Raw genomic sequence first — 24,629 nt, 5'->3', positions numbered from 1 at the left:
CCCCACGCCGTCAGGGGCGGGACAGGCCCAGTTCCAGCCACATCCAGGACACGTCCATGCCGTGCAGGGGATCCTCCGGCCCGGCCTCGGCCATGCGCTTCTCCACGTCCCTGAGCCAGGCCACGACCAGCGGCCGGTCCGTCGGCGAGCGCGCGGCCCGCCGCGGGACCCTGTTGCCGATCACCTCCAGCGGCTCGTCCAGCAGGCGGCGCAGATGGGCCGCCATCGAGCGCTGGAACGTCGCGCTGTCCATGGCCGGGGCGTCGGCCTCGTCCCCCCCGGCATCGCCCTCTGCTGCATCCTCGTCCATCTCGGCCTGCCGTGCCGCCAGGACGTTCATGGCATGGACCTGGCGATAGGTCATTTCCTCCACGACCGGCGCCGCAGCGTCGCTGCCCAGCAACGGCTCCAGGAGGGTCCGCGCCCGCACCATCCGCTGGCGCGAGGGGACGCTGAGCACGAGGGCGCCCTCCTCGTTCACATGGAGCGATCCCAGGTCGTCGGGCGCATCGGGCAGCACCCGCGCCGCCTCCCCCAGGTCGGCGGGCGGCGCGGCCAGCGCGGCAGTCCAGTGCCAGCCGCCATCCTCGCTGCGGGCCAGGGCGGGGCAGCCGTCCAGCCGGGCGGTCAGCGCGTCCATGTCGGCCTCCGGCGCCAGGGCATAGGTCGCCAGCATGAATGCCACCGGATCGCCCTCCGCCGTCACCATCCCGGCGATCGACTGCTCGGCCAGGTCGGTCAGCACGTCGTCCAGCCACGCCGCCGTGAACAGCGCCGACGTTTCGGCCAGCATCTCGTGCACGCTCAGGCCCAGCGCCGCGGCCTCGGTCGGGATTGACGCGCTCAGCCGTTCCGCCAGGGGCCCCGGGATGGGCAGCCATGCCTGGCCCAAAGCCGGCTTGCCGCCAAGGTCAAGGATGCGCCCGGCGACGAACAGCGCATCCCCGGCCGCGGGCGCCGGCACGCCCGGCGGCAGGCCGGGCACCGGGGCCGCCGGGGGATCGGCCAGGACATCCTCGACCTGGTGCACGCCGGGCGACACCGTCGTCACGCGATGCAGGCTGACATGCGACTGGCGCAGCGCCTTGAGCCAGGCACGGATGCCGGAGCCCAGCTGGTAGCCGCGCCGCTTCAGGAACTCGTCCACCGCATTGCGGCCATCGTCCAGGTCCAGATTGGCCAGGTCCTCGATCGCGAACAGGTAGATCGCCTCGACCGCGACCTCGGGCAGGGCGTCCAGAGCGTCGTCCTCGCTCATGTTGGCATCGGCGCACGCCATGCCGATATGGTCAGAGACGACCTCCTCCAGCACCTCGTTCCAGGGTGCGCGCTTCAGCCAGGCGGCAAAGGCGGAGAGAGGGGCGGGATGGGCCATGACGATGCCTTGCGCAGCGACGGTGCAACGCAACCGTCCGGGACTTTCGCCGTTTATCACCCCAGGATGGGACGGCGGGCAATGACCGCCGGCATGGATCGAGAGGATGCGATGGGCGGTATGCTGAAATGGGCCCTGATCTTCGCCGTAGTGGCGATCATCGCGGGCCTGCTGGGCTTTGGCGGCATTGCGGGTGCGGCAGCCGGCATCGCGAAGTTCCTGTTCTTCCTGGCCCTGGCGATCTTCGTGATCCTGATCGTGCTGGGGGTCACGGTCTTCCGCGGCCTGACCCGATGACCCGGGCCGTCGTATGACGCGTTCCAGTTGAAGGAACGGCGCCCCCTGCGCGGGGGCGCCGACAGGTTTCCACCCTGTCCCGGCGACCGCCGGACGTTGACAACGCTTTCACAGCCTTGCTGTGATGAAGGCAGCGCAACATGGGGACCTGATCATGAAACGGATGCTCGCCGCTGTGGCTCTCACCCTGCTCGCGGGACCCGCGTTCGCTGAGGACAAGGTCGTCAACATCTACAACTGGTCGGATTATATCGACCCCGCCGTCCTGGAAGATTTCACCAAGGAAACCGGAATCAAGGTCGTCTACGACGTCTTCGATTCGAACGACATCCTGGAAACCAAGTTGATGGCCGGCAAGACCGGCTATGACATCGTGGTCCCCACGGGCGCCTTCCTAGCGCGGCAGATCACGGCGGGCATCTTCCAGAAGCTGGACAAGTCCAAGCTGCCGAATGCGACGCATCTCGACGCCGACATCCTGAAGCGGCTGGAGGGGTTCGATCCGGGCAACGAGTACGCGATCCCGTACATGTGGGGAACGACTGGCATCGGCTACAACGCGGCCAAGATCCAGGCGGCTATGCCCGACGCGCCGGTCGACTCGCTCGCGATGATCTTCGATCCCAACGTGGTCAAGAACTTCGCCGATTGCGGCGTCTACGTGCTCGACGCGCCGGACGAGATCATCCCCGCCGCGCTGAAGTACCTGGGCGAGGATCCGAACAGCAAGGATCCAGCCGTTATCGCCAAGGCCCAGCCGGTGCTGGACGCGATCCGCCCCTATATCCGCAAGTTCCACTCCTCGCAGTACATCAACGACATCGCCAATGGCGAGATCTGCCTGGCCATGGGCTGGTCGGGCGACTTCGTCCAGGCCCAGGCGCACGCCGAGGAGGCCAAGAACGGCATCGAGATCAAGTACTCGATCCCCAAGGAAGGCGCGTTGATGTGGTTCGACACGATGGCGATCCCCGCCGATGCGCCGCATGTGGAGGAGGCCTATGCCTTCCTGAACTACATCATGCGGCCCGAGGTGATCGCCAAGGCCAGCAACTTCGTGGGCTATGCCAACGGCAACAAGGACGCGCCCGCGCTGATGGACGCGGCCGTCACGGGCAACCCGTCGGTCTATCCGCCGGCGGCGACGATCGCCAACCTGTTCACCGTCAGCCCCTATGACCAGAAATCGCAGCGGGCGCTGACCCGGTTGTGGACCAGCGTGAAGGGCGGCTGATCGCACGCACCGACGACGACGATCCGGCGCCCCCATGAGTGCCATCCCGCAGCCACGCCAGCGCTTCGAACCCTGGGCTGATCCGGCCGCCAAGCCGTATATCCGGATCGTCAACGTCACCAAGTCGTTCGGCGGCTTTACCGCCGTCGACAACATCTCGCTCGACATCTACCAGAAGGAGTTCTTTGCCCTTCTGGGTCCGTCCGGCTGCGGCAAGACCACGCTGCTGCGCATGCTGGCGGGGTTCGAGATCCCGACCTCTGGCCGGATCGAACTCGACGGCGTCGACATGTCCACCGTGCCGCCCTATGAGCGGCCGGTGAACATGATGTTCCAGTCCTATGCGCTGTTCCCGCATATGACGGTCGAGAAGAACATCGCCTTTGGCCTGCACCAGGACCGCGTGCCAAAGGCCGAGATTACGCGCCGCGTGGACGAGGTGCTGAATCTGGTGCAACTGACCAAGTTCGCCAAGCGCAAGCCGCACCAGCTCTCGGGCGGGCAGCGGCAGCGCGTGGCGCTGGCCCGCAGCCTGGTCAAGAAGCCGAAGATGCTGCTGCTGGACGAGCCCCTGGGCGCGCTGGACAAGAAGCTGCGCGAGCAGACCCAGTTCGAGCTGATGAACATCCAGGAAGAGGTGGGCATCACCTTCGTGATCGTGACCCACGACCAGGAGGAGGCGATGACCGTCTCGTCTCGCATCGCGGTCATGGACCACGGCCGCATCGTCCAGGTGGCGACACCGTCCGAGATCTATGAGTTCCCCAACAGCCGCTATGTCTCCGAGTTCATCGGCGACGTGAACATGTTCGAAGGCCGCGTGATCGAGACCACGCAGACCTTCACCGTCATTCATTCCGAGGAGGCGGGCTGCGAGATCTATGTCGACCGCGGCGTCTCGGCCCTCAAGGGTGCCGCCGCGTGGGTCGCCCTGCGGCCGGAGAAGTTCGACGTCTCGCTCACCCCCCCGCCCGACCAGACGCGCAACTGCATCGCGGGCAAGGTGTGGGACATCGGCTACCTGGGCAACCTGTCCGTGTATCACGTCCGCCTGCCCTCGGGTAAGAAGGTGACCGCGACACAGGCCAACCGCACCCGCCTGAAGGAACGGCCGATCACCTGGGACGACCAGGTGTACCTCAGCTGGAACCCCGACTCCGGCGTGGTGCTGATGGCATGAGCGACCCAGGCCAACGCCCGGAGGTCAGCTACGTCCAGGGCCAGATCGGCCTGGTCGAAAGCCGCTTCGCCCTGATGCACCGGCGGGCCATGGCCCTGCCGCCCTATCGCTGGCTGGTCCACCTGGTGGCGTGGCTGGGCCTGGACGGTCGGGGCCTGGTCATCGCGATCCCCTATGCCTGGATGCTGTTCTTCTTTGCGGCGCCGTTCCTGATCATCCTGGTGATCAGCTTTGGCGCCGTGGAACTTCGCCAGCCGCCGCTGGGCAACTTCATCGAGTGGATCGACGACGGCTACAACCGGTTCCTCAACATCAAGCTGAACCTGATCAACTACATCACGCTGTTCACGGACGATCTCTATGTCCGGGCCTATCTCAACAGCGTGAAGATCGCGGCGATTTCGACCTTCTTCTGTCTGCTGATCGGCTTCCCCATCGCCTATGGCATGGCCCGTGCGGCACCGTCGATCCGGCCGACCCTGGTCATGCTGGTGATCCTGCCGTTCTGGACCTCGTTCCTGATCCGCGTCTATGCCTGGATCGGCATCCTCCAGAACGACGGCTTCCTCAACAACCTGCTGATCGGCCTCGGCATCATCGACCAGCCGCTGGTGATGATGAACACCGACTTCGCCGTCTATGTCGGCATCGTCTATTCCTACCTGCCGTTCATGATCCTGCCGCTCTATGCGAACCTTGAGCGGATGGACCTGACCCTGCTGGAGGCGGCGGCCGACCTGGGCTGCCGGCCGATCAAGGCGTTCTGGGTCGTGACCGTGCCGCTTGCCTCGTCCGGCATCATCGCCGGCTGCTTCCTGGTCTTCATCCCGGCGGTGGGCGAGTACGTCATCCCCGACCTGATGGGCGGCTCGGGCACACTGATGATCGGCAAGCAGCTGTGGCTTGAGTTCAACAACAACCGCGACTGGCCGCTGGCCAGCGCCGTCGCCGTGATCCTGCTGATGCTGCTGGTCGTGCCGATCGTGCTGTTCCAGCGCCAGCAGGCCAAGGCCCAGGGGACCTGACCATGCGCAAGGGCCTGTCCCCGTTCACCCTGTCCTGCCTGATGTTCGGCTTCGCGTTCCTGTACGTGCCGATCCTGCTGCTGGTGGTCTATTCCTTCAACGACGGCAAAAACGTCGCGATCTGGTCCGGCTTCTCCACCCGCTGGTACGCAACCCTGCTGGAGAACGAGGCGCTGAAGGCGGCGACCTGGGTCACGCTGCAGGTCGCCGTCGCCTCGTCCACGCTGGCGGTCATGATCGGCACGCTGGCCGGCGTGCTGATGGCGCGCTTCGGGCATTTCCGCGGTCGCACCGTGTTCAGCGCGATGGTCTATGCGCCGCTGGTCATGCCCGAGGTGATCATTGGCCTGTCGCTGCTGCTGCTGTTCGTGTCGCTGTCGATCGACCGCGGCTTCATGACGGTGACGATCGCCCACACCACGACCTCGGCCGCCTATGTCGCGGTCGTCATCCAGTCGCGCCTGTCCAGTTTCGACCGCTCGATCGAGGAGGCGGCGCTCGACCTGGGGGCGACGCCGGCCAAGACCTTTTTCGTGATCACCCTGCCCGTCATCGCGCCTGCGCTGGTCGCCGGCTGGCTGCTCGCCTTCACCCTCTCGCTCGACGCGCTGGTCCTGTCGCAGTTCACGACCGGCCCCGGCTCCACCACTCTGCCCATGCAGATCTATTCCAAGGTCCGCCTGGGCGTGACGCCCGAGATCAACGCGATCTCGACGATCCTGATCGGTGTCGTCGCAACGGGCGTGCTGATCGCGTCGATCCTGCAGCACCGCGCGGTGAAGCGGCGGGAGCGCGAGGAGCGGGAGGCGCTTGCCACCTGAGCCTGCATCCATGCAGGGGAGCCATGCGGCGGATGCAGGCAGGAATCCCATATGAGGGGACTAGGGAAATCCAGCCTTGATTGGAACCGAAGTCCACCCATATCGTTATCAACAGCGACAGGAGCACACGGCCGGTTCCCCCCCAACATGGCCGCCCTGTCCAGGACATCGGTCCCCCCTCCCGATGTCCAGCGCAAAGTGATTGCGCTCCTGCGCCCGGCCGAGTGTCCGCTCGGCCGGGCGTTTTGCGTTTGAAGCCGGCTTGACCCCTGCCCGCTCGTTGGCGAGGGTTGCGCCGGCAGTCCCGATCCCGGGCCCCGATTGTGGAGCGGCACGCTGACCGACGAATTCGACCCCGACGATGACGACGATGCCGCCGACCTGGCCGCCATCGGCCGGTTCGCGCGCCTGGTCACGGCTCTGCCCTGGTTCCAGGGCGTCGGCCGTCGCGCCGACGGCCCGATGCGCGACCGCGCCCGCGCCATGCTGGACGCCTATGGCTTTCCCGATGCCGGGCTGGCGGTCCTGACCGAGTGGGAGGATGCGGCCGACGCCGCGCAGAACCCCGACATCGACGATCCCTGGTTCGAGGTCGAGGAGCAGCTGCTCGCCGCCCTGAGCGAGGATGCGTCTGCCCTGCATGGCGAGGAGACGGTCTCGATCGCCCTGGCCCATGTCGCGGCGGCGGCCGGCGATACGGTCGCGACGGCGGCCCGCGATGCCGCCCTGCGCGGCGACGTCTTCGACCAGGAATTGATCGACGCGGCCATCGGTGCGGCCATGCGCGCCTGCCACGAGGCCGCCCTGGTCCTGATCAGCGGGGCCGACAGCGATCATCCCTTTGCCCTGAAGATGGCGCTGTTCGAGGCGGGACGCTGGCCCATCGGCCTGCGGGGCAATACGTTCGCGCTGTTCTAGCCCCCTGCCCTTCGGATTCGCATGCCGCTGACCATTGCCACCTGGAACATCAATTCCGTTCGCCTGCGCATCGGCATCGTCGAGCAGTTCCTGAAGGCCGCACAGCCCGACGTGCTGTGCCTGCAGGAGACCAAGACGGTGGACGAAACCTTTCCCCGCGCCGCGTTCGAAGCGATGGGCTATCCCCACCAGGCGATCTCGGGCCAGAAGAACCATCACGGGGTCGCCATCGTCAGCCGCCTGCCCCTGGACCGGTCCGAGAAGCGCGGCTGGTGCGGCAAGACCGACGCCCGTCACATGTGCACCGTGCTGCCCGGCGACATCATGCTGGACAATTTCTATGTCCCGGCGGGCGGTGACGAGCCGGATCCTGAGGTGAACCCCAAGTTCGCGCACAAGCTGGCCTTCCTGGCCGAGATGGCGGACTGGTCGGCCGAGGTGCGCGCCTTGGGCGGCAGGCGGATCGTCGTCGGCGACCTCAACGTGGCGCCGCTTGAGACCGACGTCTGGTCGCACAAGCAACTGCTCAAGGTCGTCAGCCACACGCCGGTGGAGGTGGAGGCGATGGGCCGCATCATGGCCGCCGGCGCCTGGGTCGACGCCATCCGCCATTTCCGGCCCGAACCGGAAAAGGTCTACACGTGGTGGAGCTATCGCGCGCCGGACTGGGCCAAGGCGGACAAGGGCCGGCGCCTGGACCATGTGTGGGTCAGCCCGGACCTCAAGCCCGCCTTGGCCGGCCACGCCATCCACCGCGACGCCCGCGGCTGGCTCCAGCCCTCCGACCACGTCCCCGTCACGGTGACGCTGGACCTCTGACGGGGCGCCCTGCCCCCACCCTGCCCTCCCCCATCGCAGGCGACGGGGGAGGGGTACCGACGGCGCTCCCTCTCCCGTGCCCGCGGCATGGGAGAGGGCTGGGGTGAGGGCGGGACACGCCGCCTGAGTGCAGGTGCGGCTGTCTACAAGGGCACGCGGTCGACTGCGATCCAGCCCTCGTCGAGGTGCTCGGCATGCCGGCGCGGGATCCGCCCTTGCGCCAGCGCTCCAGCCGTGAGCGCCAGGACGACGGCGTCCAGCGCGTCGGGCGTCGCTTCAAGGCGCGCCCGATGGACCCCAAGGTCCAGCACGTCGCCAAGGCGCGCCACAATCGCCACCCGCTCCGCCCCTCCATCCGGCCGGCCATAACGCAGGTGCGGCAGGCCCCAGGCCTGAAGCTGGCCCATCGGGAAGGCCTCCGCCACCATGCCGGGGCCGCATGCCACCCAGGGCCAGCAGGGTGCGCCGGACTCGGCCAGGAGGCGCAGGCAGGCCATGGCAAAGGGGGCGCCGGGCCGGCCCCCATGCCACAGGGTCGGCCGTACGTTGAGACCGGGGAACTCCTCCCGCTCCGTCTGGCGGCGGGCCCGGCTGCCCTGGCCGTCCAAGCCCGCCAGGGCCAGCAGGTCACGCCCGCTGGGAAACGGCCGTCCGGGACAGGGCAGGGCCGCGATCCGCGCCAGGAGCCCGTCGCGCGGGCTGCACCACGGCTGCGGCAGCGCACAGGGCGCATCGATGGCGGCCACGTCGAAATCCGCTGCCGCCAGCACGGCGACGAGGCGGGAAAAGGGCGTGCCCTCCCCCGCCAGCGCCTGCACCGGGCGCAGATCGGCCAGGTGGCCATCCACGATGCTCGCGATCCAGACATTGGCGCGCTCCGCGCTCAAGCTGGCGCGCCACATCAGGTGGTTGCCGGAAAAGTCGATGCCCAGCGTGCGCATCGACCTCTCGCCCGCGTTCAGTGCGTGGCCGGCTCCAGCAGGTTGCGGCCGGTCATCACGGGCGGCTGCGGCAGGCCCAGGAAGCGCAGCAGCGTCGGCGCCAAGTCCGACAGGCGCCCATCGCTGAGGGTGATTGCCGTGTTCCAGCCCAGGCGCCGCGCCGCCTGCTCCGCATTGACCAGGATCGCGGGCACCTTGTTCAGGGTGTGGGCGGTGTGCGGCTCGCCCGTCACGGGGTCCAGCATCTGCTCGCAATTGCCGTGGTCGGCGGTGATCAGCAGGATGCCGCCCGCCGCCTTCACCGCCTCCGACAGGCGGCCCAGGCAGGCGTCGATGGTCTCCACCGCCTGGACTGCCGCCGGCATCAGTCCAGTGTGCCCGACCATGTCGGGATTGGCGTAGTTCACCACGATCAGGTCATAGGTCCCGGAACCGACCGCCGCCACCAGCCGGTCCGTCACCTCGACCGCCGCCATGGCCGGGTCCAGGTCATAGGTCGCAACCTTGGGCGACGGGACCAGGATGCGGTCCTCTCCCTCGAACACCGTCTCCTCGCCGCCATTGAGGAAGAAGGTGACGTGGGCGTACTTCTCCGTCTCCGCGATGCGCAACTGCTTCAGCCCTGCCTGCGACGCCAGTTCGCCGATCGACAGCGTCACCCGCTCCGGCGGGAAGATGGCGGGAACGAACGGGTTCAGCGCGTTGGAATACTCGACCATGCCGGCCACGCCGGCAAAGTGCCGCTCCACCTTGCGCACGAAGCCGTCGAAGGCGGGATCGACCAGCGCCGTCAGGATCTCGCGCGCGCGGTCGGCGCGGAAGTTGGCCATCACCAGGCCGTCGCCATCGCGCACGCCCTGGTAGAGCGGCATGACCGCGGGCAACACGAACTCGTCCGTGACGCCCTGCTCATAGGAATGCTCGATCGCCTCGATCGCATCGGAGCCGGGCACGCCTTCACCCAGGACGATCGCGTTCCAGGCCAGTTCCACGCGCTCCCAGCGCTTGTCCCGGTCCATCCCGTAATAGCGGCCCGACAGCGTGGCGATGCGGACGTTCGGCGTCCCCGCCACCGCGTCCAGGAACGCCCGGACATAGCCGATGGCCGACTTGGGCGGCGTATCGCGCCCGTCCAGGAAGGCATGGACAGCGACCGGCACGCCCGCCTGCCCGATCGTGTTGGCCAGGGCCGCCATCTGGCCCTGGTGCGAATGCACGCCGCCCGGCGACAGCAGGCCCATCAGGTGCACCGTGCCGCCGGATGCACGGGTCGCCGCGATCACGTCCGCCAGTGCCGGCTGCGCACCCAGCGTGCCGTCGGCGACCGCCTTGTCGATGCGCGGCAGGTCCTGCATCACGATCCGGCCAGAGCCGATGTTCATGTGCCCCACTTCCGAATTGCCCATCTGCCCGTCGGGCAGGCCGACATCGGCGCCAGAGGTGGCGATCAGCGCATGGGGGCAGGTCTTCAGCAGGCGCGAATAATTGGGCGTGAGGGCTGCACTGATCGCGTTGTCGTCGGCAGGCTCCCGGTCGCCCCAGCCGTCCAGGATGCACAGCACGACCGGACGGGGACGATTGGGATCGGCATTCAGGGACATGGGCAAGGGGTCCTAGGCACGGTGATAGGGATGGCCCGACAGGATCGTCTGGGCCCGGTAGAGCTGTTCCGCCAGCATGGCGCGGACCAGAAGATGGGGCCACGTCGCCGGCCCGAACGACAGGGTCAGGGCCGCCTTGCTGCGCACCGCCTCGTCCAGGCCATCCGGTCCGCCGATGACGAAGGCCAGTTCGCCCGTGCCCTCGTCCCGCCAGCGGCCGATACGCTCCGCCAGCGCCTCGCTCGACAGGGCGGTGCCGCGGGGATCGAGGGCGACCAGCGTCGTGGTGCCGACGGCGTCCAGGATGGCGCGCCCCTCCTTGCGCTTGCGCTCGTCGCTCGTGGGGGCGCGAGCGTCCGGCAGTTCGACCAGGCGCAGCGGCCAGGCGAGGCGCCGGGCATAGTCGTCATGGAGCGCCTGCTCCGCCCCCCGCCGCGCCTTGCCCACCGCCACCACCAGCAGTTTCATCAAAGACTTTCAAACCGCTCATCCCCGCGAAGGCGGGGATCCAGGTGCTGAATGGGCCAGCACTCGTGGCTCTGGATCCCCGCCTTCGCGGGGATGAGCGTGTCAGCTGAGGGTCAGAGTGCAACCTTTGCGACCGGGGGAGCGGTCAGGTCGTCGGTCCACATCTTCTCCAGGTTGTAGAAGCTGCGCACCTCGGGCCGGAACAGGTGGATGATGACGTCGCCCGCATCGATCAGGACCCAGTCGCCATGGGTCCGGCCCTCGACCTTGCAATGGCCGTGGCCGGACGCCTCCACCCGCTCGACCAGGTGGTCGGCGATGGCGCTGACCTGCCGGGCCGAGCGGCCGCTGGCAATGACCATGGCATCGGCGATCGAGGTCTTGCCCACCAGGTCGATGACCACGATGTCCTCCGCCTTGTCCTCGTCCAGCGAATGGGCGATCAGGTCCAGCAGCGCCTGCGCCGGATTGGCGGCAGCAGCGGCCGACGGCGTCGCCTCCAACGCGCTGGACGGGGATGGGTTGGTCTGGGTCAGGTTGTTTCCTCCGGTTTGCGGGCGCGGGCCTCGCGAATGGCCGTCGCCGAAAGGCTGCTGAGCTTCATGCGGACGAATGTCCAGGCCGGCGGTGTCGCCGTCGCCAGCATGCGCGCGCGGACCTCCGGCACGCGCCGTGCGGCGTAGCGGCGGGCAGCCTTGCCGGACAATGCCCTTAGAGAATAGGAAGGCCTGGCGAACACGGCAATCGGCAGGGTCGCGAAGATCTGCTGCCAGCCGGCCCAGCGCGGCAATTGCCCCAGGTTGTCGGCTCCCATCAGCAGCACGAAATGGGTGCCGCGATGGGCCGCCGTGATCGCCTTCACCGTGTCGCGGGTAAATTGCAGGCCGCGACGCTGCTCGAAATCGCAGGCGCGCAGCCGCGGATCGCCGCGCATCACATGGCTGACAGAGGCGAAGCGTTCGGCAAAGCTCGCCATGCCGCGCGCCGGCTTCAGCGGGTTCTGGGGCGAGACCAGGAACCACACCTGGTCCAGGCCCAGGCGCGCCATCGCAGTCACCGCCAGGTGGCGGTGTGCGGCATGGGCCGGATTGAACGACCCGCCATAGAGCCCGATCCGCAAGCCCGAATGGAGCCGGGTCATCGACCCTGATCCCAGAATCCCACCTCATCCTGAGGTGCGGAGCGAAGCGTAGCCTCGAAGGATCGGCCAGGGGCGCGCCGGCCGCCCATCCTTCGAGGCGCCGGCTGCGCCGGCTCCTCAGGATGAGGTCGGGTCTGTTGGCAGGGCCTGACCAAGGGCTAGGGCCGGACGGTGCCGTTGCCGCGCACCACGTACTTGAAGGTGGTCAGCTGCTCCAGGCCCACGGGGCCCCGGGCGTGGAGGCGGCCGGTGGAGATGCCGATCTCCGCCCCGAAACCGAACTCGCCCCCATCCGCGAACTGGGTGGAGGCGTTGTGCAGCACGATCGCCGAGTCGACGCCGTTCAGGAACGCCTCGGCCGCCTTCGCGTCGCTGGTCACGATCGCATCCGTATGGTGGCTGCCATGGCGGTTCACATGGGCGACCGCCTCGTCCACGCCATCGACCACGCGCACCGCCATGATCGCGTCCAGGTACTCGGTATCCCAGTCCTCGGGGCTGGCCGCCGTCACCCGCGCGTCCACGCCTTGCGTCGTGGCATCGCCGCGCACGGCGCAGCCCTGGTCCAGCAGTGCAGTCACCAGCGGCTTCAGCATCGCGGGGGCCGCCGCCCGGTCGACCAGCAGAGTCTCCGCCGCCCCGCACACGCCCGTCCGGCGCAGCTTGGCGTTCAGCACGATGGTCCGCGCCATCTCGGGATCGGCGGCCCGGTCCACATAGACATGGCAATTGCCGTCCAGGTGGGCCAGCACGGGCACGCGCGCTTCCGCCTGGACGCGCGCGACCAGGGACTTGCCGCCCCGCGGCACGATCACGTCGAACACGTCGGCCGCCTTCAGCATCCAGCCCACGGCGGCGCGGTCGGCCACCGGGATCAGCTGGATCGCCGCTTCCGGCAGGCCCGCCTCGCGCAGGCCCCGTGCCAGGCAGGCGGCAATGGCGCGCGAGGAATTGAGGCTTTCAGAGCCGCCGCGCAGCACGCAGGCATTGCCCGACTTCAGGCACAGGGCGCCCGCATCGGCCGTCACGTTCGGCCGGCTCTCGTAGATGATGCCGATCACGCCCAGCGGCACGGCCACGCGCGTGAAGTCCAGGCCGTTCGGCCGCTGCCAATGGTCCAGCGTCCGGCCCAGCGGATCGGGCAGGTCGGCCACGACCTCCAGCCCCGCCGCCATCGCCTCGATCCGGCTGGCATTGAGGACCAGGCGATCCTGCATCGCGGGCGACAGGTCGCGCGCCGCCGCCAGGTCCGCGGCATTCGCCGCCAGCAGGGCCCGTTCGTCGGCGCGGATCGCCGCCGCCGCCGCACGCAGGGCCTGGTCGCGCTGCGCCCGCGTGCTGCGCGCGATGATCGCGGCGGCCGCCTTCGCGTGCTGCCCGATCTGCGCCAGAAGGGCGTCCAGGTCGTTCCGGGTGTGCCGGTCTTCCGCCAGGCTCATGGCCTCCCTCCCCTTCAGTCCAGTGCCAGGTCGTCGCGGTGGATCATCTCGTCCCGCCCGCGAAAGCCCAGCAGGGCCTCGATCTCGCCGCTGCGATGGCCGGCAATCGCCCGCGCATCCTCATCCCCATAGGCAATCAGGCCACGACCCAGGACGCGTCCATCGGCCGCCCGGACCACGACCGCATCGCCGCGGTCGAAGGTCCCCTCGACCCGCGTGACCCCCGCGGGCAGCAGGCTGCGCCCGCCGGCCAGCGCCCGGGCGGCCCCGTCGTCCACGAACAGCGTGCCCTTGGCGACCAGCGTGCCGCCGATCCACAGCTTGCGCGCCTGGCGCGGACTGCGCGCGGGCAGGAACCAGGTACAGCCCGCCCCCGCCTCGATCGCGCGCAAGGGATGCTCGACCCGGCCGCTGGCAATCGCCATCGTGCAACCGGCGCCAAGTGCTATGCGCGCGGCCGCAATCTTGGTGATCATGCCGCCAGAGCCGACCGCACTGGACGGCAGGCCGGCCATGGCCTCGATCTCCGGCGTTATCCCGGTGACCGTCTCCAGGCGCCGGGCATCCGGGTTCTTCGTGGGGTCGGCGGTGTAGAGGCCGTCCACGTCCGACAAAAGGACCAGGCAGTCGGCACTCGCCATCTCGGCCACGCGGGCTGCCAGGCGGTCATTGTCGCCATAGCGGATCTCGGTGGTGGCCACCGTGTCGTTCTCGTTGATGACCGGCACGGCGCCCAGCTTCAGCAGGGTGCCCAGCGTGTTGCGGCCATTGAGATAGCGCCGCCGCTGCTCGGTATCGCCCAAGGTCAGCAGGACCTGCGCCACGGTGAAGCCGTGGGCTGCCAGCGCCTGCTGCCAGGCATGGGCCAGGCGGATCTGCCCGACCGCTGCCGCCGCCTGGCTCTGTTCCAGCTCCAGCACGCCAGGGGCCAGGCCCAGCTGCCGCCGCCCCAGGGCGATCGCCCCGCTGGAGACGACGACCACCTCCTGGCCCCGCTCGCGCAGCAGCGCGATGTCCTGTGCCAGGGCGGCCAGCCACGCGGTCCGCAACTGGCCCGTCCCCTGGTCGACCAGCAAAGCCGAACCAATCTTCAGCACCACGCGGGCCGCAGCCTTCAGCCGATCGCTGGGATTGGGCTCGGCCGCGATCATGGGAAGGGCCGCCATCAGGGCCGCCATGCGTCGGCGGGCACGGCCTCCGCCGCGGCGGCGGCGCGCCCGTCGTCCAGGAACTCGCGCAGCCGGCGCAGCACTGCCTCGGTGCCCTGCCGCGTGGCGCCCGCCAGGACCATGATGTCGCTCCGCTTGCGCCGCGCGCTGCGGGCCAGGGCCGCGCGCTTGTCCGCGATCTCCTCCTCGCTCAGCGCATCGCACTTGTTGAGGCCGATCACCTCGGGCTTGGTCTCTAGGCCGTGGCCATAGGCGCGCACCTCGCGCCGGATGGTGCGATAGGCTGCCTGCACGTCGTCCTGCGTCCCGTCGATCAGGTGCAGCAGGACCGAGGTGCGCTCGGCATGGCCCAGGAAGCGGTCGCCCAGGCCGACGCCGGCATGCGCGCCCTCGATCAGGCCGGGCAGGTCGGCCAGCACGAACTCCCGCCCGTCGACGGCAACCACGCCCAGCTGCGGCGCCAGGGTGGTGAAGGGATAGTCGGCAATCTTGGGCTTGGCGGCACTGGTCGCCGCCAGGAAGGTCGACTTGCCCGCATTGGGCAGACCGATCAGGCCGGCATCGGCGATCAGCTTCAGCCGCAGCCACAGCCACAGTTCGGTGCCCTCCTGCCCCGGATTGGCATAGCGCGGCGCCTGGTTCGTCGGCCCCTTGAAATGGGCATTGCCGAAGCCGCCATTGCCGCCGCGCGCGATCGTCACGCGCTGCCCGACCGCGGTCAGGTCGAAGAGGACCTCGGCCTCGTCCGCCTCGGCCTCGCCATCCAGGATCTGGGTCCCGACCGGCACGCGCAGCACGATGTCGGCGCCGCCGGCCCCCGTGCGGTTGCGGCCAGAGCCGTGAACGCCGGTGCCGGCCTTGAAATGCTGCTGGTAGCGATAGTCGATCAGGGTGTTCAGTCCGTCGACGCATTCGGCGATGACGTCGCCGCCCTTGCCGCCGTCGCCCCCGTCGGGGCCGCCGAACTCGACGAATTTCTCGCGGCGGAAGCTGACGGCACCGGCACCGCCGGAACCGCTGCGGACAAAGATCTTGGCCTGGTCGAGGAACTTCATGACCGCGTCACTCACATGGGCCGCTGCCGGGTCCGGCGCCCATGGCCACCGCCGGATCGGCGGTGGGTCTGGACGGGCGCCCCGCGGCAGAGGCGCCCGTCTCTAGGGGTGTCTCGTGCCCTGTCGGGCCCTGGCGCTACTCGGCCGCGACCGCCGCCGGCGGCGGCACATCGGCATCGTCGTTCGCCGGCACGACAGAGATGAAGGTCCGGCCGCGGAAGCCGGTCGCGAACTTCACCCGGCCCTCGACCAGCGCAAACAGCGTGTGGTCACGGCCCATGCCGACATTGGCGCCGGCATGCACCTTGGTGCCGCGCTGGCGGACCAGGATGTTGCCGGGGATCACGAGCTGATCGCCGAAGCGCTTCACGCCCAGGCGGCGACCGGCGGAATCGCGGCCGTTCCGGGACGAGCCGCCTGCCTTCTTATGTGCCATGTCTCAGGTCCTTGAATTCTGCTGTAGCCGCGTCAGCCGGCGAAGCCCGCCGCCTCGATCCCCGTGATCTTGAGGCGGGTCAGGTGCTGGCGGTGGCCGTTCTTCCGGCGATAGTTCTGCCGGCGCTTCTTCTTGAAGACGATGATCTTGTCGGCGCGCATCTGGGCCACGACCTCGGCCTGGACCACGGCGCCCTCGACGGTCGGCGCACCCATCGCAACCTGCGCGCCGTCGCCCACCATCAGGACCTGGTCGATGGCGATCGCGGTGCCGGCATCGGCCTCCAGCTTCTCGACCTCGATCACGTCGCCGGGTGCCACCCGATACTGCTTGCCGCCGCTCTTGATGACCGCGAACATGTTGCCCGTCCGAACTTGATGCCGTCGGCCTCCCGGGGTTCCCGGCGCCGCCCGACCATAGAAGAAGTGCCCGCGCAAAAGGGCGCGGCCAAACCCGAAGGCCGGGACTATAGCCGGGCGCACCGCGCTGTCAACGTGACTCTGTTTCCCGCAGCCCTGTCTCGGTATCGGCGCTCCTGGCATCACGCGGCCGACACCCCATCCGGCGGCCCACACAGCCCGCCGCAGACTGCACAGGGTCTGCGTATCAGAACGGTTGCGCAGCCGCATCCGTTTCTGTAGGTTCGCGCCTCCCCAGACCGGGTCTCTTTCGTGCGGAGAGGTGCCAGAGCGGTCGAATGGGGCGGTCTCGAAAACCGTTGTCCTCGCGAGGGGACCGTGGGTTCGAATCCCACCCTCTCCGCCACTCCCTCTTTGCACTGTGCTTTCAAGGTCTTAGCTCTTGTGAAGAGTGCATCCTTGGAACATTTGCTGGACACCCACTGGAACAGCGCGCCCCACTTATCCACAAGGCGGCACGCTCGATGGCGACCGTGGCTTTTGCGGATCGGTCTTACAGCCGCGGCTCTAACCAGTGCTTCATGTTGCACGCTGCGTCCGCTGCGATGGCCCCGGCACACCGAAGGGCCTTGAAGCGCTCCAGCGCAGAGTGGCATGACCTCTTATGCTTACCAGCGGCTCCCAACCTTTCACGATCTACGGCCTGATCGGACCCGACGATGCGGTCTTCTACGTCGGCATGACCCGCAATCTGCGCCAGCGGGTCTACGCTTGGCGCAGTCGGCTCCGCGGCATCCCCAACCTGCGTCATGTCGTGCTGGCGACCGCACAGACCGAGGCCGAGGCCCTGCAGCATGAGCATGACCTGGTTGAAGCGCTCACACGAACCGGCACGGTTCTTCTGAACAAGAGTCACTTCGATCGACGGGACCGCAGCAGAGCGATCAGAACAGAACAGATCTTGTTGTCCTACATGAAAATCGACTCCCGGGTGTGATCTCTATGCTGTCTGCTTGCTACAATACTTAAGTCGATAGCAACTTGAGTATTGAGCATGTCAGCCAAGAAGAGCCGTCGCTTTGGTCGTTTCCACGACACCGAGGCCGCACAGTTCCTGAGGGACCGTATTGACGCGATGGCACCGACCACGCAGCGGGAAATCGCTGTCGCCGCAGGTTTCACCGCCGAAAACGTCCTGTCGATGATCAAGTTCGGCGAGCAGAAGGTACCGCTCGAACGCGTTGAGGCCCTTGCCCGCGCGCTGGGGGTGGAGCCGCACCACCTGATGCGCATGGCGCTGGCGCAGTACACTGACGGAAAGCGCGAGGCGTTCGATCGCGCCTTCGCCTCCTTCGTCAGCATCGACGAAGAGCACTGCGTCGCCGCCATTCGCCAGGCCTTCGCGCCTGCGCCCGTGCGGGCCAGCCCCGGCCTGCTCGAGGCCATCGAGCGCGGCACGCGCAACTACCTCACGAACCGGTAGCAGCGCGTGCTTGGTCCTGCGTCAGCCCAGGCGCTCAACTGCCGACACCTTGGGCAGACGCGGGAACGAGCCTCGTCCCCGGCCGGCGGGCGGCGCCCACCACTTAGCTGAGTCACTTCAGGTGGCCGCTGCCTATAGTGCGTGCCGGGAGACTTTCGCCTTCTCGGCGACCTCCCGGCGCGACGAGAGGAGCAGGGTATTGAGCACTACGACAAGCACACTGGGGCGACTGGCGCTCCAGCAGGGCGCAGGAGGCCGGTCGCGCAAGACGGGCCGCGACGGGGCCCTGGTCCGCGCTGCTGTGCCGAATATTGCCTATGGCCTCGAGCTCGCGCCGGACTGGCTCGGCAGGCTCTACCGCGGGGAGGTATCGGCAGTCCTTCGGGCTCAGGGCAGCCCCCGACATGGGCTGATCGGGCTGATCCGCCAGGACTCCGGGCAGGTCGGAGGCATCGCGCACCTGGACGGAACACGCCGCCTAGCGGCCGCCGACATTCAGGCCCGGCATGACGATTTCGGTCTCGATCGGAAGGTGCCGAAAGGGCGATCTCCGCGGGCCAGCTTGTGGCCTGGGGAATATCTGACGCCATGGACCTGGGGCGACGCTTCACGCTGAGCCCGGCAGGCTCGGAAGGCGACCTGATCCGGCTCGACGTCCAGACCCAGGCCAAGCTCCTCGACATCCTAAAGCAGGAGCGCGCCGCGACTACCGCGCCGGTGCCATGGGCGATGCCGCCGCGCGTCCAGGTGAAGGCGGAACTCGCACCATGGCTGTGCAGCCGCCTGCCCACGCACATGGTCACGCTCTCATTTGAGAGCCGGATGGCCACACTTTCGCAGGCCAGAGACGTCCTTCGTGTCTGGGACTCGAGGATGAACCGAACGGTCTACGGGCAAACGTTCTATCGCGACCCGGCGAAGCGGCTGAAGTGGGCCGCGTTCCTTGAGGGCATCGACGGCTTCCTTCACTGGCACGTTCTGCTCACTTGGCCGGCGCATACCGACAAGGATGCTGCCACGACTGCCTATGCCTGCTGGTTGGACGCGCTTTCAAGGGTGCGACTGCAGGGCAAGGCCAATATCAGACTGATCGACGACCGCTTGGGAATAGTCAGCTACTGCGCCAAGCAGTATGGCGACGCATCAGACGATGGGGTAAACTATGATCGTCTGGTGTTGTCCGAGGACTTTTCCAACAGCAACTGACATCTCTGCGGGGTTACCTGAGCGCGGGTCCGGGTCTTCACCCATGTGCAAGGGGCCGAGAGACTGCCGCCTGCGGCAGTCTAGGGAACGCGATCCCTTTATTCGCGGACGCAGTCGGGCAGCAGATTAACTTCCCACGGGATGCTGGAAAGTTGGCGACCACGTCAACCCCATTGGCGATGCCATGGAAGCTGTCGCTCAGTGACCATTGACCTACCGAGATCCGCTGAGTGACTGCGAAGCAGTCCCCGAGCGAAGCGAGCCCACGGGCACCCGGCCTCTCGTCAACATCGCGAAGTCCGGGATAACCACCATAGCGACCCACCCGGGTCGCGCCACACCAGGCTGGACACCCGTTACGTTCTTGGAGACCCGCCCCGGTGACCTGGGCCTGCTGTCTCAATCAGCGCCGCCGTGAGGGGGCGACGGCAACACGGAGAGCGGCAATGGCGCGGTTCATGTTTCGATCCGCGCCCCTGTGAGGGGGCGACATCGTCATTTTCGAGCCTTTGTCGCCGCAAGCGACGTTTCGATCCGCGCCCCTGTGAGGGGGCGACACGCCCTGCACGGCATGCTGACCAGCCCGGCCCTGTTTCGATCCGCGCCCCTGTGAGGGGGCGACGCCACCGGCCTCGACCAGCGTGAGCGCTTCGACCTGTTTCGATCCGCGCCCCTGTGAGGGGGCGACCCGCCAAGATCAGCGAGACGCTGCGCACGGCCGAGGTTTCGATCCGCGCCCCTGTGAGGGGGCGACCGAACGACACCGCCTTGCACTGCTCCTCTGACCAGTTTCGATCCGCGCCCCTGTGAGGGGGCGACACTTACATGCATGCGTGCGCGCGTGCGCGAATAAGTTTCGATCCGCGCCCCTGTGAGGGGGCGACGTTGATCGGGCCGTGGCGCGCGTGAACAAGTGCAATGTTTCGATCCGCGCCCCTGTGAGGGGGCGACTGACATGCGTGCCCTTCTTGCGGCACTGGTTGATGTTTCGATCCGCGCCCCTGTGAGGGGGCGACCAGAACTGCGGAAAGCCCATGGCGTCGGCACCCAGGTTTCGATCCGCGCCCCTGTGAGGGGGCGACCAAAGGCAGCGTTGTCGGTCCTGATCTCCAAGGTGTTTCGATCCGCGCCCCTGTGAGGGGGCGACCATGACATAGTGTCACACCTGCGCTTGTCACAGGGTTTCGATCCGCGCCCCTGTGAGGGGGCGACGCCTGCGCCGACTCGGGCGAGTGGAGATAGTCGAGTTTCGATCCGCGCCCCTGTGAGGGGGCGACCCTGGCCGCGCCGCGCCTTGTGCTGATTCTGGACGTTTCGATCCGCGCCCCTGTGAGGGGGCGACATCGACTGGCCAATTCTTCGCGCGCGATCTGCATGTTTCGATCCGCGCCCCTGTGAGGGGGCGACTGGAACTGGGCCAGGAGATTGCCAGGCGGTATGGGTTTCGATCCGCGCCCCTGTGAGGGGGCGACAGGCGACATCGCCGGTGTCCCACTGCTGACCCATGTTTCGATCCGCGCCCCTGTGAGGGGGCGACGGTCGCGGACCTTGATCGGCGCGTGGCTGCCCTGGTTTCGATCCGCGCCCCTGTGAGGGGGCGACCACCACGTTCAAGCGCGCCGCGGTGATGGATCGCGTTTCGATCCGCGCCCCTGTGAGGGGGCGACCCCCCGCCGCAGGCGCACGACCGAGTTGTCGTCGCCGTTTCGATCCGCGCCCCTGTGAGGGGGCGACTCGCGGCCGCAGGGGCCGTCGTGGCGGGCGTACTGTTTCGATCCGCGCCCCTGTGAGGGGGCGACTTTCGACATGATGGTTCAGGGTCTGACCGCTCGTGTTTCGATCCGCGCCCCTGTGAGGGGGCGACCCGGCACGCGGCATCCACGACGCCAGCCGGCAGCGTTTCGATCCGCGCCCCTGTGAGGGGGCGACGCCCGGCGCGGCGACAAGCCGGGCGATGTCGATGTTTCGATCCGCGCCCCTGTGAGGGGGCGACTGGTGTCCCAGGTCAGGTTCGCGTTGTAGTAGGAGTTTCGATCCGCGCCCCTGTGAGGGGGCGACGTCGGCGTGGTCGCCATTACTGCGTCACCTCCTCGTTTCGATCCGCGCCCCTGTGAGGGGGCGACGACGGACTTGGGCGCGCCCAGGTCATCGAAGAAGTTTCGATCCGCGCCCCTGTGAGGGGGCGACTATCACCACGCAGGAGATGGTCAGATTTGTGGGCGTTTCGATCCGCGCCCCTGTGAGGGGGCGACGTGCTGGCCCATATGCGCTTGCTGCGGTCTATTGGTTTCGATCCGCGCCCCTGTGAGGGGGCGACCCCGCCTGTATGGCATCAATCAATTGCTGCAACAGTTTCGATCCGCGCCCCTGTGAGGGGGCGACGCGCTCTCGTGTGCAACCTCGACGATGGCAACGAGGTTTCGATCCGCGCCCCTGTGAGGGGGCGACCCGCGCCTTGGCGGGGGAATCGGGGGGAGTCATGGTTTCGATCCGCGCCCCTGTGAGGGGGCGACGGCATCCTGCGGGCAGGGTTCTCCTATTACAACGCGTTTCGATCCGCGCCCCTGTGAGGGGGCGACCAAAGTCGGCGCCGCCCGGATCCAGCGTCCGCTCGTTTCGATCCGCGCCCCTGTGAGGGGGCGACGATCGCGCCATACTGCGAGGTGCCGGTGCCGTAGTTTCGATCCGCGCCCCTGTGAGGGGGCGACAGGAGCCCGGATCAGCGCCACGGCCCTGGAGACAGTTTCGATCCGCGCCCCTGTGAGGGGGCGACCGACCGAGGACGTGACGGTCGGCAGCACGACGGCGTTTCGATCCGCGCCCCTGTGAGGGGGCGACCGGCCGACGACTTCCACGACCGCCAGCCTTAGGAGTTTCGATCCGCGCCCCTGTGAGGGGGCGACCAGGTCCAGGCTGGCCTGGGGGATGCTGACGCCGTTTCGATCCGCGCCCCTGTGAGGGGGCGACCGAGGCGTCCAGGCCGAGCGACTTCAGCTTGATGTTTCGATCCGCGCCCCTGTGAGGGGGCGACCGTCATGGCATGGCTCATGCGCAACGCACAGTCCGTTTCGATCCGCGCCCCTGTGAGGGGGCGACGAGGATGCCGCGGCCGACCAGGATGCCGCCGACGTTTCGATCCGCGCCCCTGTGAGGGGGCGACCGGCCAGGGTCGGTTCAGGCGTACCGCAATGGCGCAGTTTCGATCCGCGCCCCTGTGAGGGGGCGACGAGAACCCGCCGGCCAGCAGGCTCGAGCCCTTGTTGTTTCGATCCGCGCCCCTGTGAGGGGGCGACCCACTGCTGCGGGTCGATCCCGTAGCGGTCGAAGTTTCGATCCGCGCCCCTGTGAGGGGGCGACCGGCTGATGCGCTGGGCGATCTCGGCAAGGGCGCGTTTCGATCCGCGCCCCTGTGAGGGGGCGACGCGGCCGTTCGGTCGTGACCCTGGCCCCCACGGGTTTCGATCCGCGCCCCTGTGAGGGGGCGACGCGAGGTCCGATCATCGAACGGGTCCGGGAACAGGTTTCGATCCGCGCCCCTGTGAGGGGGCGACATGAGCCCCGCCGTGTGGCGCGGGTTCGGGCAAGGTTTCGATCCGCGCCCCTGTGAGGGGGCGACGGCAGGGTCGAACGCACGCTCGATCTCCGTGCCGTTTCGATCCGCGCCCCTGTGAGGGGGCGACTCTCACCCGACCGCCAGCGCCGGCCGGCGAAGATGTTTCGATCCGCGCCCCTGTGAGGGGGCGACGAGATCGCGGGAGGCCTGGCCGATTGCATCGTTGTTTCGATCCGCGCCCCTGTGAGGGGGCGACCCGGCAGCGTGGTCGGTTCGGCCGTGGACTATGTGTTTCGATCCGCGCCCCTGTGAGGGGGCGACTTGGCAGCTTCCTCTGCATCATAGGCTGCCTTGTCGTTTCGATCCGCGCCCCTGTGAGGGGGCGACGCGACAATCGCTTGGTGGGAGCAACAATCCGACGTTTCGATCCGCGCCCCTGTGAGGGGGCGACCGCCTGGTCAGCGTCAAAATCCGTCTTGTTGACGCGTTTCGATCCGCGCCCCTGTGAGGGGGCGACGCGGCGGGCGGGGTCTGAGCGTGTCGCCGTACTCGTTTCGATCCGCGCCCCTGTGAGGGGGCGACTGTCGAGCGGCACGAAGCGCTGCCGGTTCTGGCGGTTTCGATCCGCGCCCCTGTGAGGGGGCGACGGTCGCGGACCTCGACCGGCGCGTGGCGGCTCTCGTTTCGATCCGCGCCCCTGTGAGGGGGCGACGAGTTGCCGCCGTTGCCGCCGTTGCCGGTGCCTGTTTCGATCCGCGCCCCTGTGAGGGGGCGACGTCTTCATCAGGACAGCGTAGAATCCTGGTACGTGTTTCGATCCGCGCCCCTGTGAGGGGGCGACCTGTCGCCCTCTGCCATTGCCGAAGTTGCAGATGTTTCGATCCGCGCCCCTGTGAGGGGGCGACACAGGACGTGCGGGTTGGCCTTCAGGTCATCGCGGTTTCGATCCGCGCCCCTGTGAGGGGGCGACCGGCTGATGCGCTGGGCGATCTCGGCAAGGGCGCGTTTCGATCCGCGCCCCTGTGAGGGGGCGACCGGAGACGCGGGCGCATCAGGGCCTCGCGTCCATGTTTCGATCCGCGCCCCTGTGAGGGGGCGACACGGCGGCGGAATAGTTTCTGTCCGTCTCTTGAGCGTTTCGATCCGCGCCCCTGTGAGGGGGCGACCCTCGGCAAACTCCCGCGCAACCACCTTGGACCGGTTTCGATCCGCGCCCCTGTGAGGGGGCGACAGGCCAGACCCAAGGCGTCGACAAGGCAATCAACGTTTCGATCCGCGCCCCTGTGAGGGGGCGACTCGCGTGGGAGACGCCACATGAGCGCGATCACGCTGTTTCGATCCGCGCCCCTGTGAGGGGGCGACCAAGGCCAGGATCAGCGCCCAGCGCCAGGGTCGCGTTTCGATCCGCGCCCCTGTGAGGGGGCGACACCGCGCCCCTATCATCGTGATGGTACGATGCGGGTTTCGATCCGCGCCCCTGTGAGGGGGCGACGGCTCACCTGGACGCCGCCGATACGGCATTCCGTGTTTCGATCCGCGCCCCTGTGAGGGGGCGACTTCCGGGCGCTTCCAGTGGGCGCTTTCATCCTTGTTTCGATCCGCGCCCCTGTGAGGGGGCGACCATTTTCGGCGAGTGCCATAGGTGGGCTCCAACAGTTTCGATCCGCGCCCCTGTGAGGGGGCGACGACTGCCACTTCTCCCGCCCCTGTTCGTAATACTTGTTTCGATCCGCGCCCCTGTGAGGGGGCGACGCGCGCGGATGGCGGTGGCGGCTTCCTGGTAAGTGTTTCGATCCGCGCCCCTGTGAGGGGGCGACGCAGCTTGTTGAGCTTGTCCGACATGCCGCCGGTGTTTCGATCCGCGCCCCTGTGAGGGGGCGACTCGCCATGCGGCATCCACGACGCCGGCCGGCAGCGTTTCGATCCGCGCCCCTGTGAGGGGGCGACATGAGCAGTCGATCAAGCGCAAGATCGTGCACGGGTTTCGATCAGCGCCCCTGTGAGGGGGCGACCGGCGACCGGCGGCTCATCGATCACATCGATGATGTTTCGATCCGCGCCCCTGTGAGGGGGCGACGATAACCAAGCCGTATTGCTTGCCAGCTAATA

At 68.1% G+C, this 24,629-nt stretch carries 21 protein-coding genes, 1 tRNA gene and 1 CRISPR repeat array (1 of these 23 only partly in view); of the genes, 11 read left to right on the top strand and 11 right to left on the bottom strand.

The genetic code is table 11. The features are described 5' to 3' along the window. Window positions 1–10: 10 nt before the first annotated feature. Window positions 11–1,375, bottom strand: a complete 1,365-nt coding sequence (locus ACI6GS_RS06620) for a hypothetical protein (RefSeq protein ID WP_439816992.1) — start codon at window positions 1,373–1,375, stop codon at window positions 11–13. A gap of 120 nt (window positions 1,376–1,495) precedes the next feature. On the opposite strand from ACI6GS_RS06620, the gene ACI6GS_RS06615 reads away from it, so the two are divergent. The 7 genes from ACI6GS_RS06615 (at window position 1,496) to xth (ending at window position 7,669) form a co-directional block, all read left to right on the top strand. Further along, window positions 1,496–1,672 carry a DUF1328 domain-containing protein gene (locus ACI6GS_RS06615; protein ID WP_439817941.1) on the top strand — a complete coding sequence of 59 codons (177 nt, stop codon included), beginning with the start codon at window positions 1,496–1,498 and terminating at the stop codon, window positions 1,670–1,672. 154 nt (window positions 1,673–1,826) lie between these two features. Beyond that, window positions 1,827–2,906: a polyamine ABC transporter substrate-binding protein gene (locus tag ACI6GS_RS06610; protein WP_439816991.1), complete on the top strand. Its 1,080-nt coding sequence runs from the start codon at window positions 1,827–1,829 to the stop codon at window positions 2,904–2,906. A 34-nt stretch (window positions 2,907–2,940) separates the two neighbouring features. After that, a complete protein-coding gene (locus ACI6GS_RS06605) occupies window positions 2,941–4,086 on the top strand; it encodes an ABC transporter ATP-binding protein (RefSeq protein WP_439816990.1) in 1,146 nt (381 codons plus the stop codon). 89 nt (window positions 4,087–4,175) lie between these two features. Continuing rightward, window positions 4,176–5,111: an ABC transporter permease subunit gene (locus ACI6GS_RS06600; RefSeq protein ID WP_439817940.1), complete on the top strand. Its 936-nt coding sequence runs from the start codon at window positions 4,176–4,178 to the stop codon at window positions 5,109–5,111. Window positions 5,112–5,113: 2 nt separating this feature from the next. Then, window positions 5,114–5,932 carry an ABC transporter permease subunit gene (locus tag ACI6GS_RS06595; protein WP_439816989.1) on the top strand — a complete coding sequence of 273 codons (819 nt, stop codon included), beginning with the start codon at window positions 5,114–5,116 and terminating at the stop codon, window positions 5,930–5,932. A gap of 321 nt (window positions 5,933–6,253) precedes the next feature. After that, entirely contained in the window at window positions 6,254–6,850 is a 597-nt protein-coding gene (locus ACI6GS_RS06590) for a hypothetical protein (RefSeq protein WP_439816988.1), read from the top strand. A 21-nt stretch (window positions 6,851–6,871) separates the two neighbouring features. Continuing rightward, window positions 6,872–7,669, top strand: a complete 798-nt coding sequence (gene xth, locus ACI6GS_RS06585) for an exodeoxyribonuclease III (protein WP_439816987.1) — start codon at window positions 6,872–6,874, stop codon at window positions 7,667–7,669. A gap of 143 nt (window positions 7,670–7,812) precedes the next feature. Here xth and ACI6GS_RS06580 read toward each other — a convergent pair whose 3' ends face one another. The 10 genes from ACI6GS_RS06580 to rplU form a co-directional block, all read right to left on the bottom strand. Continuing rightward, window positions 7,813–8,610, bottom strand: coding sequence for a DUF429 domain-containing protein (locus tag ACI6GS_RS06580; RefSeq protein ID WP_439816986.1), 798 nt, complete (start codon window positions 8,608–8,610; stop codon window positions 7,813–7,815). Window positions 8,611–8,627: 17 nt separating this feature from the next. After that, complete coding sequence (gene gpmI / locus ACI6GS_RS06575) at window positions 8,628–10,211, bottom strand: 2,3-bisphosphoglycerate-independent phosphoglycerate mutase (protein ID WP_439816985.1); 1,584 nt, start codon at window positions 10,209–10,211, stop codon at window positions 8,628–8,630. Window positions 10,212–10,223: 12 nt separating this feature from the next. After that, window positions 10,224–10,679, bottom strand: coding sequence for a 23S rRNA (pseudouridine(1915)-N(3))-methyltransferase RlmH (rlmH, locus tag ACI6GS_RS06570; RefSeq protein WP_439816984.1), 456 nt, complete (start codon window positions 10,677–10,679; stop codon window positions 10,224–10,226). A 113-nt stretch (window positions 10,680–10,792) separates the two neighbouring features. After that, window positions 10,793–11,182: a ribosome silencing factor gene (gene rsfS, locus ACI6GS_RS06565; protein WP_439816983.1), complete on the bottom strand. Its 390-nt coding sequence runs from the start codon at window positions 11,180–11,182 to the stop codon at window positions 10,793–10,795. A 29-nt stretch (window positions 11,183–11,211) separates the two neighbouring features. Continuing rightward, window positions 11,212–11,820: a nicotinate-nucleotide adenylyltransferase gene (locus ACI6GS_RS06560; protein WP_439816982.1), complete on the bottom strand. Its 609-nt coding sequence runs from the start codon at window positions 11,818–11,820 to the stop codon at window positions 11,212–11,214. A 158-nt stretch (window positions 11,821–11,978) separates the two neighbouring features. Continuing rightward, window positions 11,979–13,259, bottom strand: coding sequence for a glutamate-5-semialdehyde dehydrogenase (locus tag ACI6GS_RS06555; RefSeq protein WP_439816981.1), 1,281 nt, complete (start codon window positions 13,257–13,259; stop codon window positions 11,979–11,981). 14 nt (window positions 13,260–13,273) lie between these two features. Beyond that, window positions 13,274–14,425, bottom strand: a complete 1,152-nt coding sequence (proB, locus tag ACI6GS_RS06550) for a glutamate 5-kinase (RefSeq protein WP_439816980.1) — start codon at window positions 14,423–14,425, stop codon at window positions 13,274–13,276. Then, entirely contained in the window at window positions 14,425–15,483 is a 1,059-nt protein-coding gene (obgE, locus tag ACI6GS_RS06545; protein ID WP_439816979.1) for a GTPase ObgE, read from the bottom strand. The genes proB and obgE overlap by 1 nt, the downstream gene beginning before the upstream one ends. A 136-nt stretch (window positions 15,484–15,619) precedes the next feature. After that, window positions 15,620–15,919: a 50S ribosomal protein L27 gene (rpmA, locus tag ACI6GS_RS06540; RefSeq protein WP_439816978.1), complete on the bottom strand. Its 300-nt coding sequence runs from the start codon at window positions 15,917–15,919 to the stop codon at window positions 15,620–15,622. A gap of 32 nt (window positions 15,920–15,951) precedes the next feature. Then, entirely contained in the window at window positions 15,952–16,278 is a 327-nt protein-coding gene (rplU, locus tag ACI6GS_RS06535; RefSeq protein ID WP_439816977.1) for a 50S ribosomal protein L21, read from the bottom strand. Between the two features lie 316 nt (window positions 16,279–16,594). Between rplU and ACI6GS_RS06530 the strand changes: the two genes are divergently transcribed. The 4 genes from ACI6GS_RS06530 to ACI6GS_RS06515 all read left to right on the top strand — a co-directional run bounded on the left by ACI6GS_RS06530 (window position 16,595) and on the right by ACI6GS_RS06515 (window position 18,967). Further along, window positions 16,595–16,684: transfer RNA gene (locus ACI6GS_RS06530), tRNA-Ser, on the top strand. A 258-nt stretch (window positions 16,685–16,942) separates the two neighbouring features. Continuing rightward, entirely contained in the window at window positions 16,943–17,275 is a 333-nt protein-coding gene (locus ACI6GS_RS06525; RefSeq protein WP_439816976.1) for a hypothetical protein, read from the top strand. A 57-nt stretch (window positions 17,276–17,332) separates the two neighbouring features. Beyond that, window positions 17,333–17,761, top strand: a complete 429-nt coding sequence (locus ACI6GS_RS06520) for a helix-turn-helix domain-containing protein (RefSeq protein ID WP_439816975.1) — start codon at window positions 17,333–17,335, stop codon at window positions 17,759–17,761. A 588-nt stretch (window positions 17,762–18,349) separates the two neighbouring features. Beyond that, window positions 18,350–18,967, top strand: coding sequence for a hypothetical protein (locus tag ACI6GS_RS06515; protein ID WP_439816974.1), 618 nt, complete (start codon window positions 18,350–18,352; stop codon window positions 18,965–18,967). Window positions 18,968–19,363: 396 nt separating this feature from the next. Beyond that, window positions 19,364–24,629: direct repeats of the CRISPR family, unit length 31 nt; unit sequence GTTTCGATCCGCGCCCCTGTGAGGGGGCGAC (it continues 2,506 nt past the right edge of the window).

The sequence above is a fragment of the Zavarzinia sp. CC-PAN008 genome (assembly GCF_051903925.1).
Taxonomy (GTDB): Bacteria; Pseudomonadota; Alphaproteobacteria; order Zavarziniales; family Zavarziniaceae.
This window is presented reverse-complemented; position numbering and strand designations above follow the sequence as displayed.

Excerpts from the sequence above, each read along its gene's own strand:
- obgE (WP_439816979.1), bottom strand. The coding sequence starts at position 15,483 with ATGAAGTTCCTCGACCAGGCCAAGATCTTTGTCCGCAGCGGTTCCGGC.
- ACI6GS_RS06610 (WP_439816991.1), top strand. The coding sequence starts at position 1,827 with ATGAAACGGATGCTCGCCGCTGTGGCTCTCACCCTGCTCGCGGGACCC.
- rlmH (WP_439816984.1), bottom strand. The coding sequence starts at position 10,679 with ATGAAACTGCTGGTGGTGGCGGTGGGCAAGGCGCGGCGGGGGGCGGAG.
- gpmI (WP_439816985.1), bottom strand. The coding sequence starts at position 10,211 with ATGTCCCTGAATGCCGATCCCAATCGTCCCCGTCCGGTCGTGCTGTGC.
- proB (WP_439816980.1), bottom strand. The coding sequence starts at position 14,425 with ATGGCGGCCCTTCCCATGATCGCGGCCGAGCCCAATCCCAGCGATCGG.
- ACI6GS_RS06560 (WP_439816982.1), bottom strand. The coding sequence starts at position 11,820 with ATGACCCGGCTCCATTCGGGCTTGCGGATCGGGCTCTATGGCGGGTCG.
- ACI6GS_RS06620 (WP_439816992.1), bottom strand. The coding sequence starts at position 1,375 with ATGGCCCATCCCGCCCCTCTCTCCGCCTTTGCCGCCTGGCTGAAGCGC.
- ACI6GS_RS06515 (WP_439816974.1), top strand. The coding sequence starts at position 18,350 with ATGGACCTGGGGCGACGCTTCACGCTGAGCCCGGCAGGCTCGGAAGGC.
- ACI6GS_RS06525 (WP_439816976.1), top strand. The coding sequence starts at position 16,943 with ATGCTTACCAGCGGCTCCCAACCTTTCACGATCTACGGCCTGATCGGA.
- xth (WP_439816987.1), top strand. The coding sequence starts at position 6,872 with ATGCCGCTGACCATTGCCACCTGGAACATCAATTCCGTTCGCCTGCGC.
- ACI6GS_RS06555 (WP_439816981.1), bottom strand. The coding sequence starts at position 13,259 with ATGAGCCTGGCGGAAGACCGGCACACCCGGAACGACCTGGACGCCCTT.
- ACI6GS_RS06520 (WP_439816975.1), top strand. The coding sequence starts at position 17,333 with ATGTCAGCCAAGAAGAGCCGTCGCTTTGGTCGTTTCCACGACACCGAG.
- ACI6GS_RS06600 (WP_439817940.1), top strand. The coding sequence starts at position 4,176 with ATGGCCCTGCCGCCCTATCGCTGGCTGGTCCACCTGGTGGCGTGGCTG.
- ACI6GS_RS06580 (WP_439816986.1), bottom strand. The coding sequence starts at position 8,610 with ATGCGCACGCTGGGCATCGACTTTTCCGGCAACCACCTGATGTGGCGC.
- ACI6GS_RS06595 (WP_439816989.1), top strand. The coding sequence starts at position 5,114 with ATGCGCAAGGGCCTGTCCCCGTTCACCCTGTCCTGCCTGATGTTCGGC.
- rpmA (WP_439816978.1), bottom strand. The coding sequence starts at position 15,919 with ATGGCACATAAGAAGGCAGGCGGCTCGTCCCGGAACGGCCGCGATTCC.
- rplU (WP_439816977.1), bottom strand. The coding sequence starts at position 16,278 with ATGTTCGCGGTCATCAAGAGCGGCGGCAAGCAGTATCGGGTGGCACCC.
- ACI6GS_RS06615 (WP_439817941.1), top strand. The coding sequence starts at position 1,496 with ATGCTGAAATGGGCCCTGATCTTCGCCGTAGTGGCGATCATCGCGGGC.
- ACI6GS_RS06605 (WP_439816990.1), top strand. The coding sequence starts at position 2,941 with ATGAGTGCCATCCCGCAGCCACGCCAGCGCTTCGAACCCTGGGCTGAT.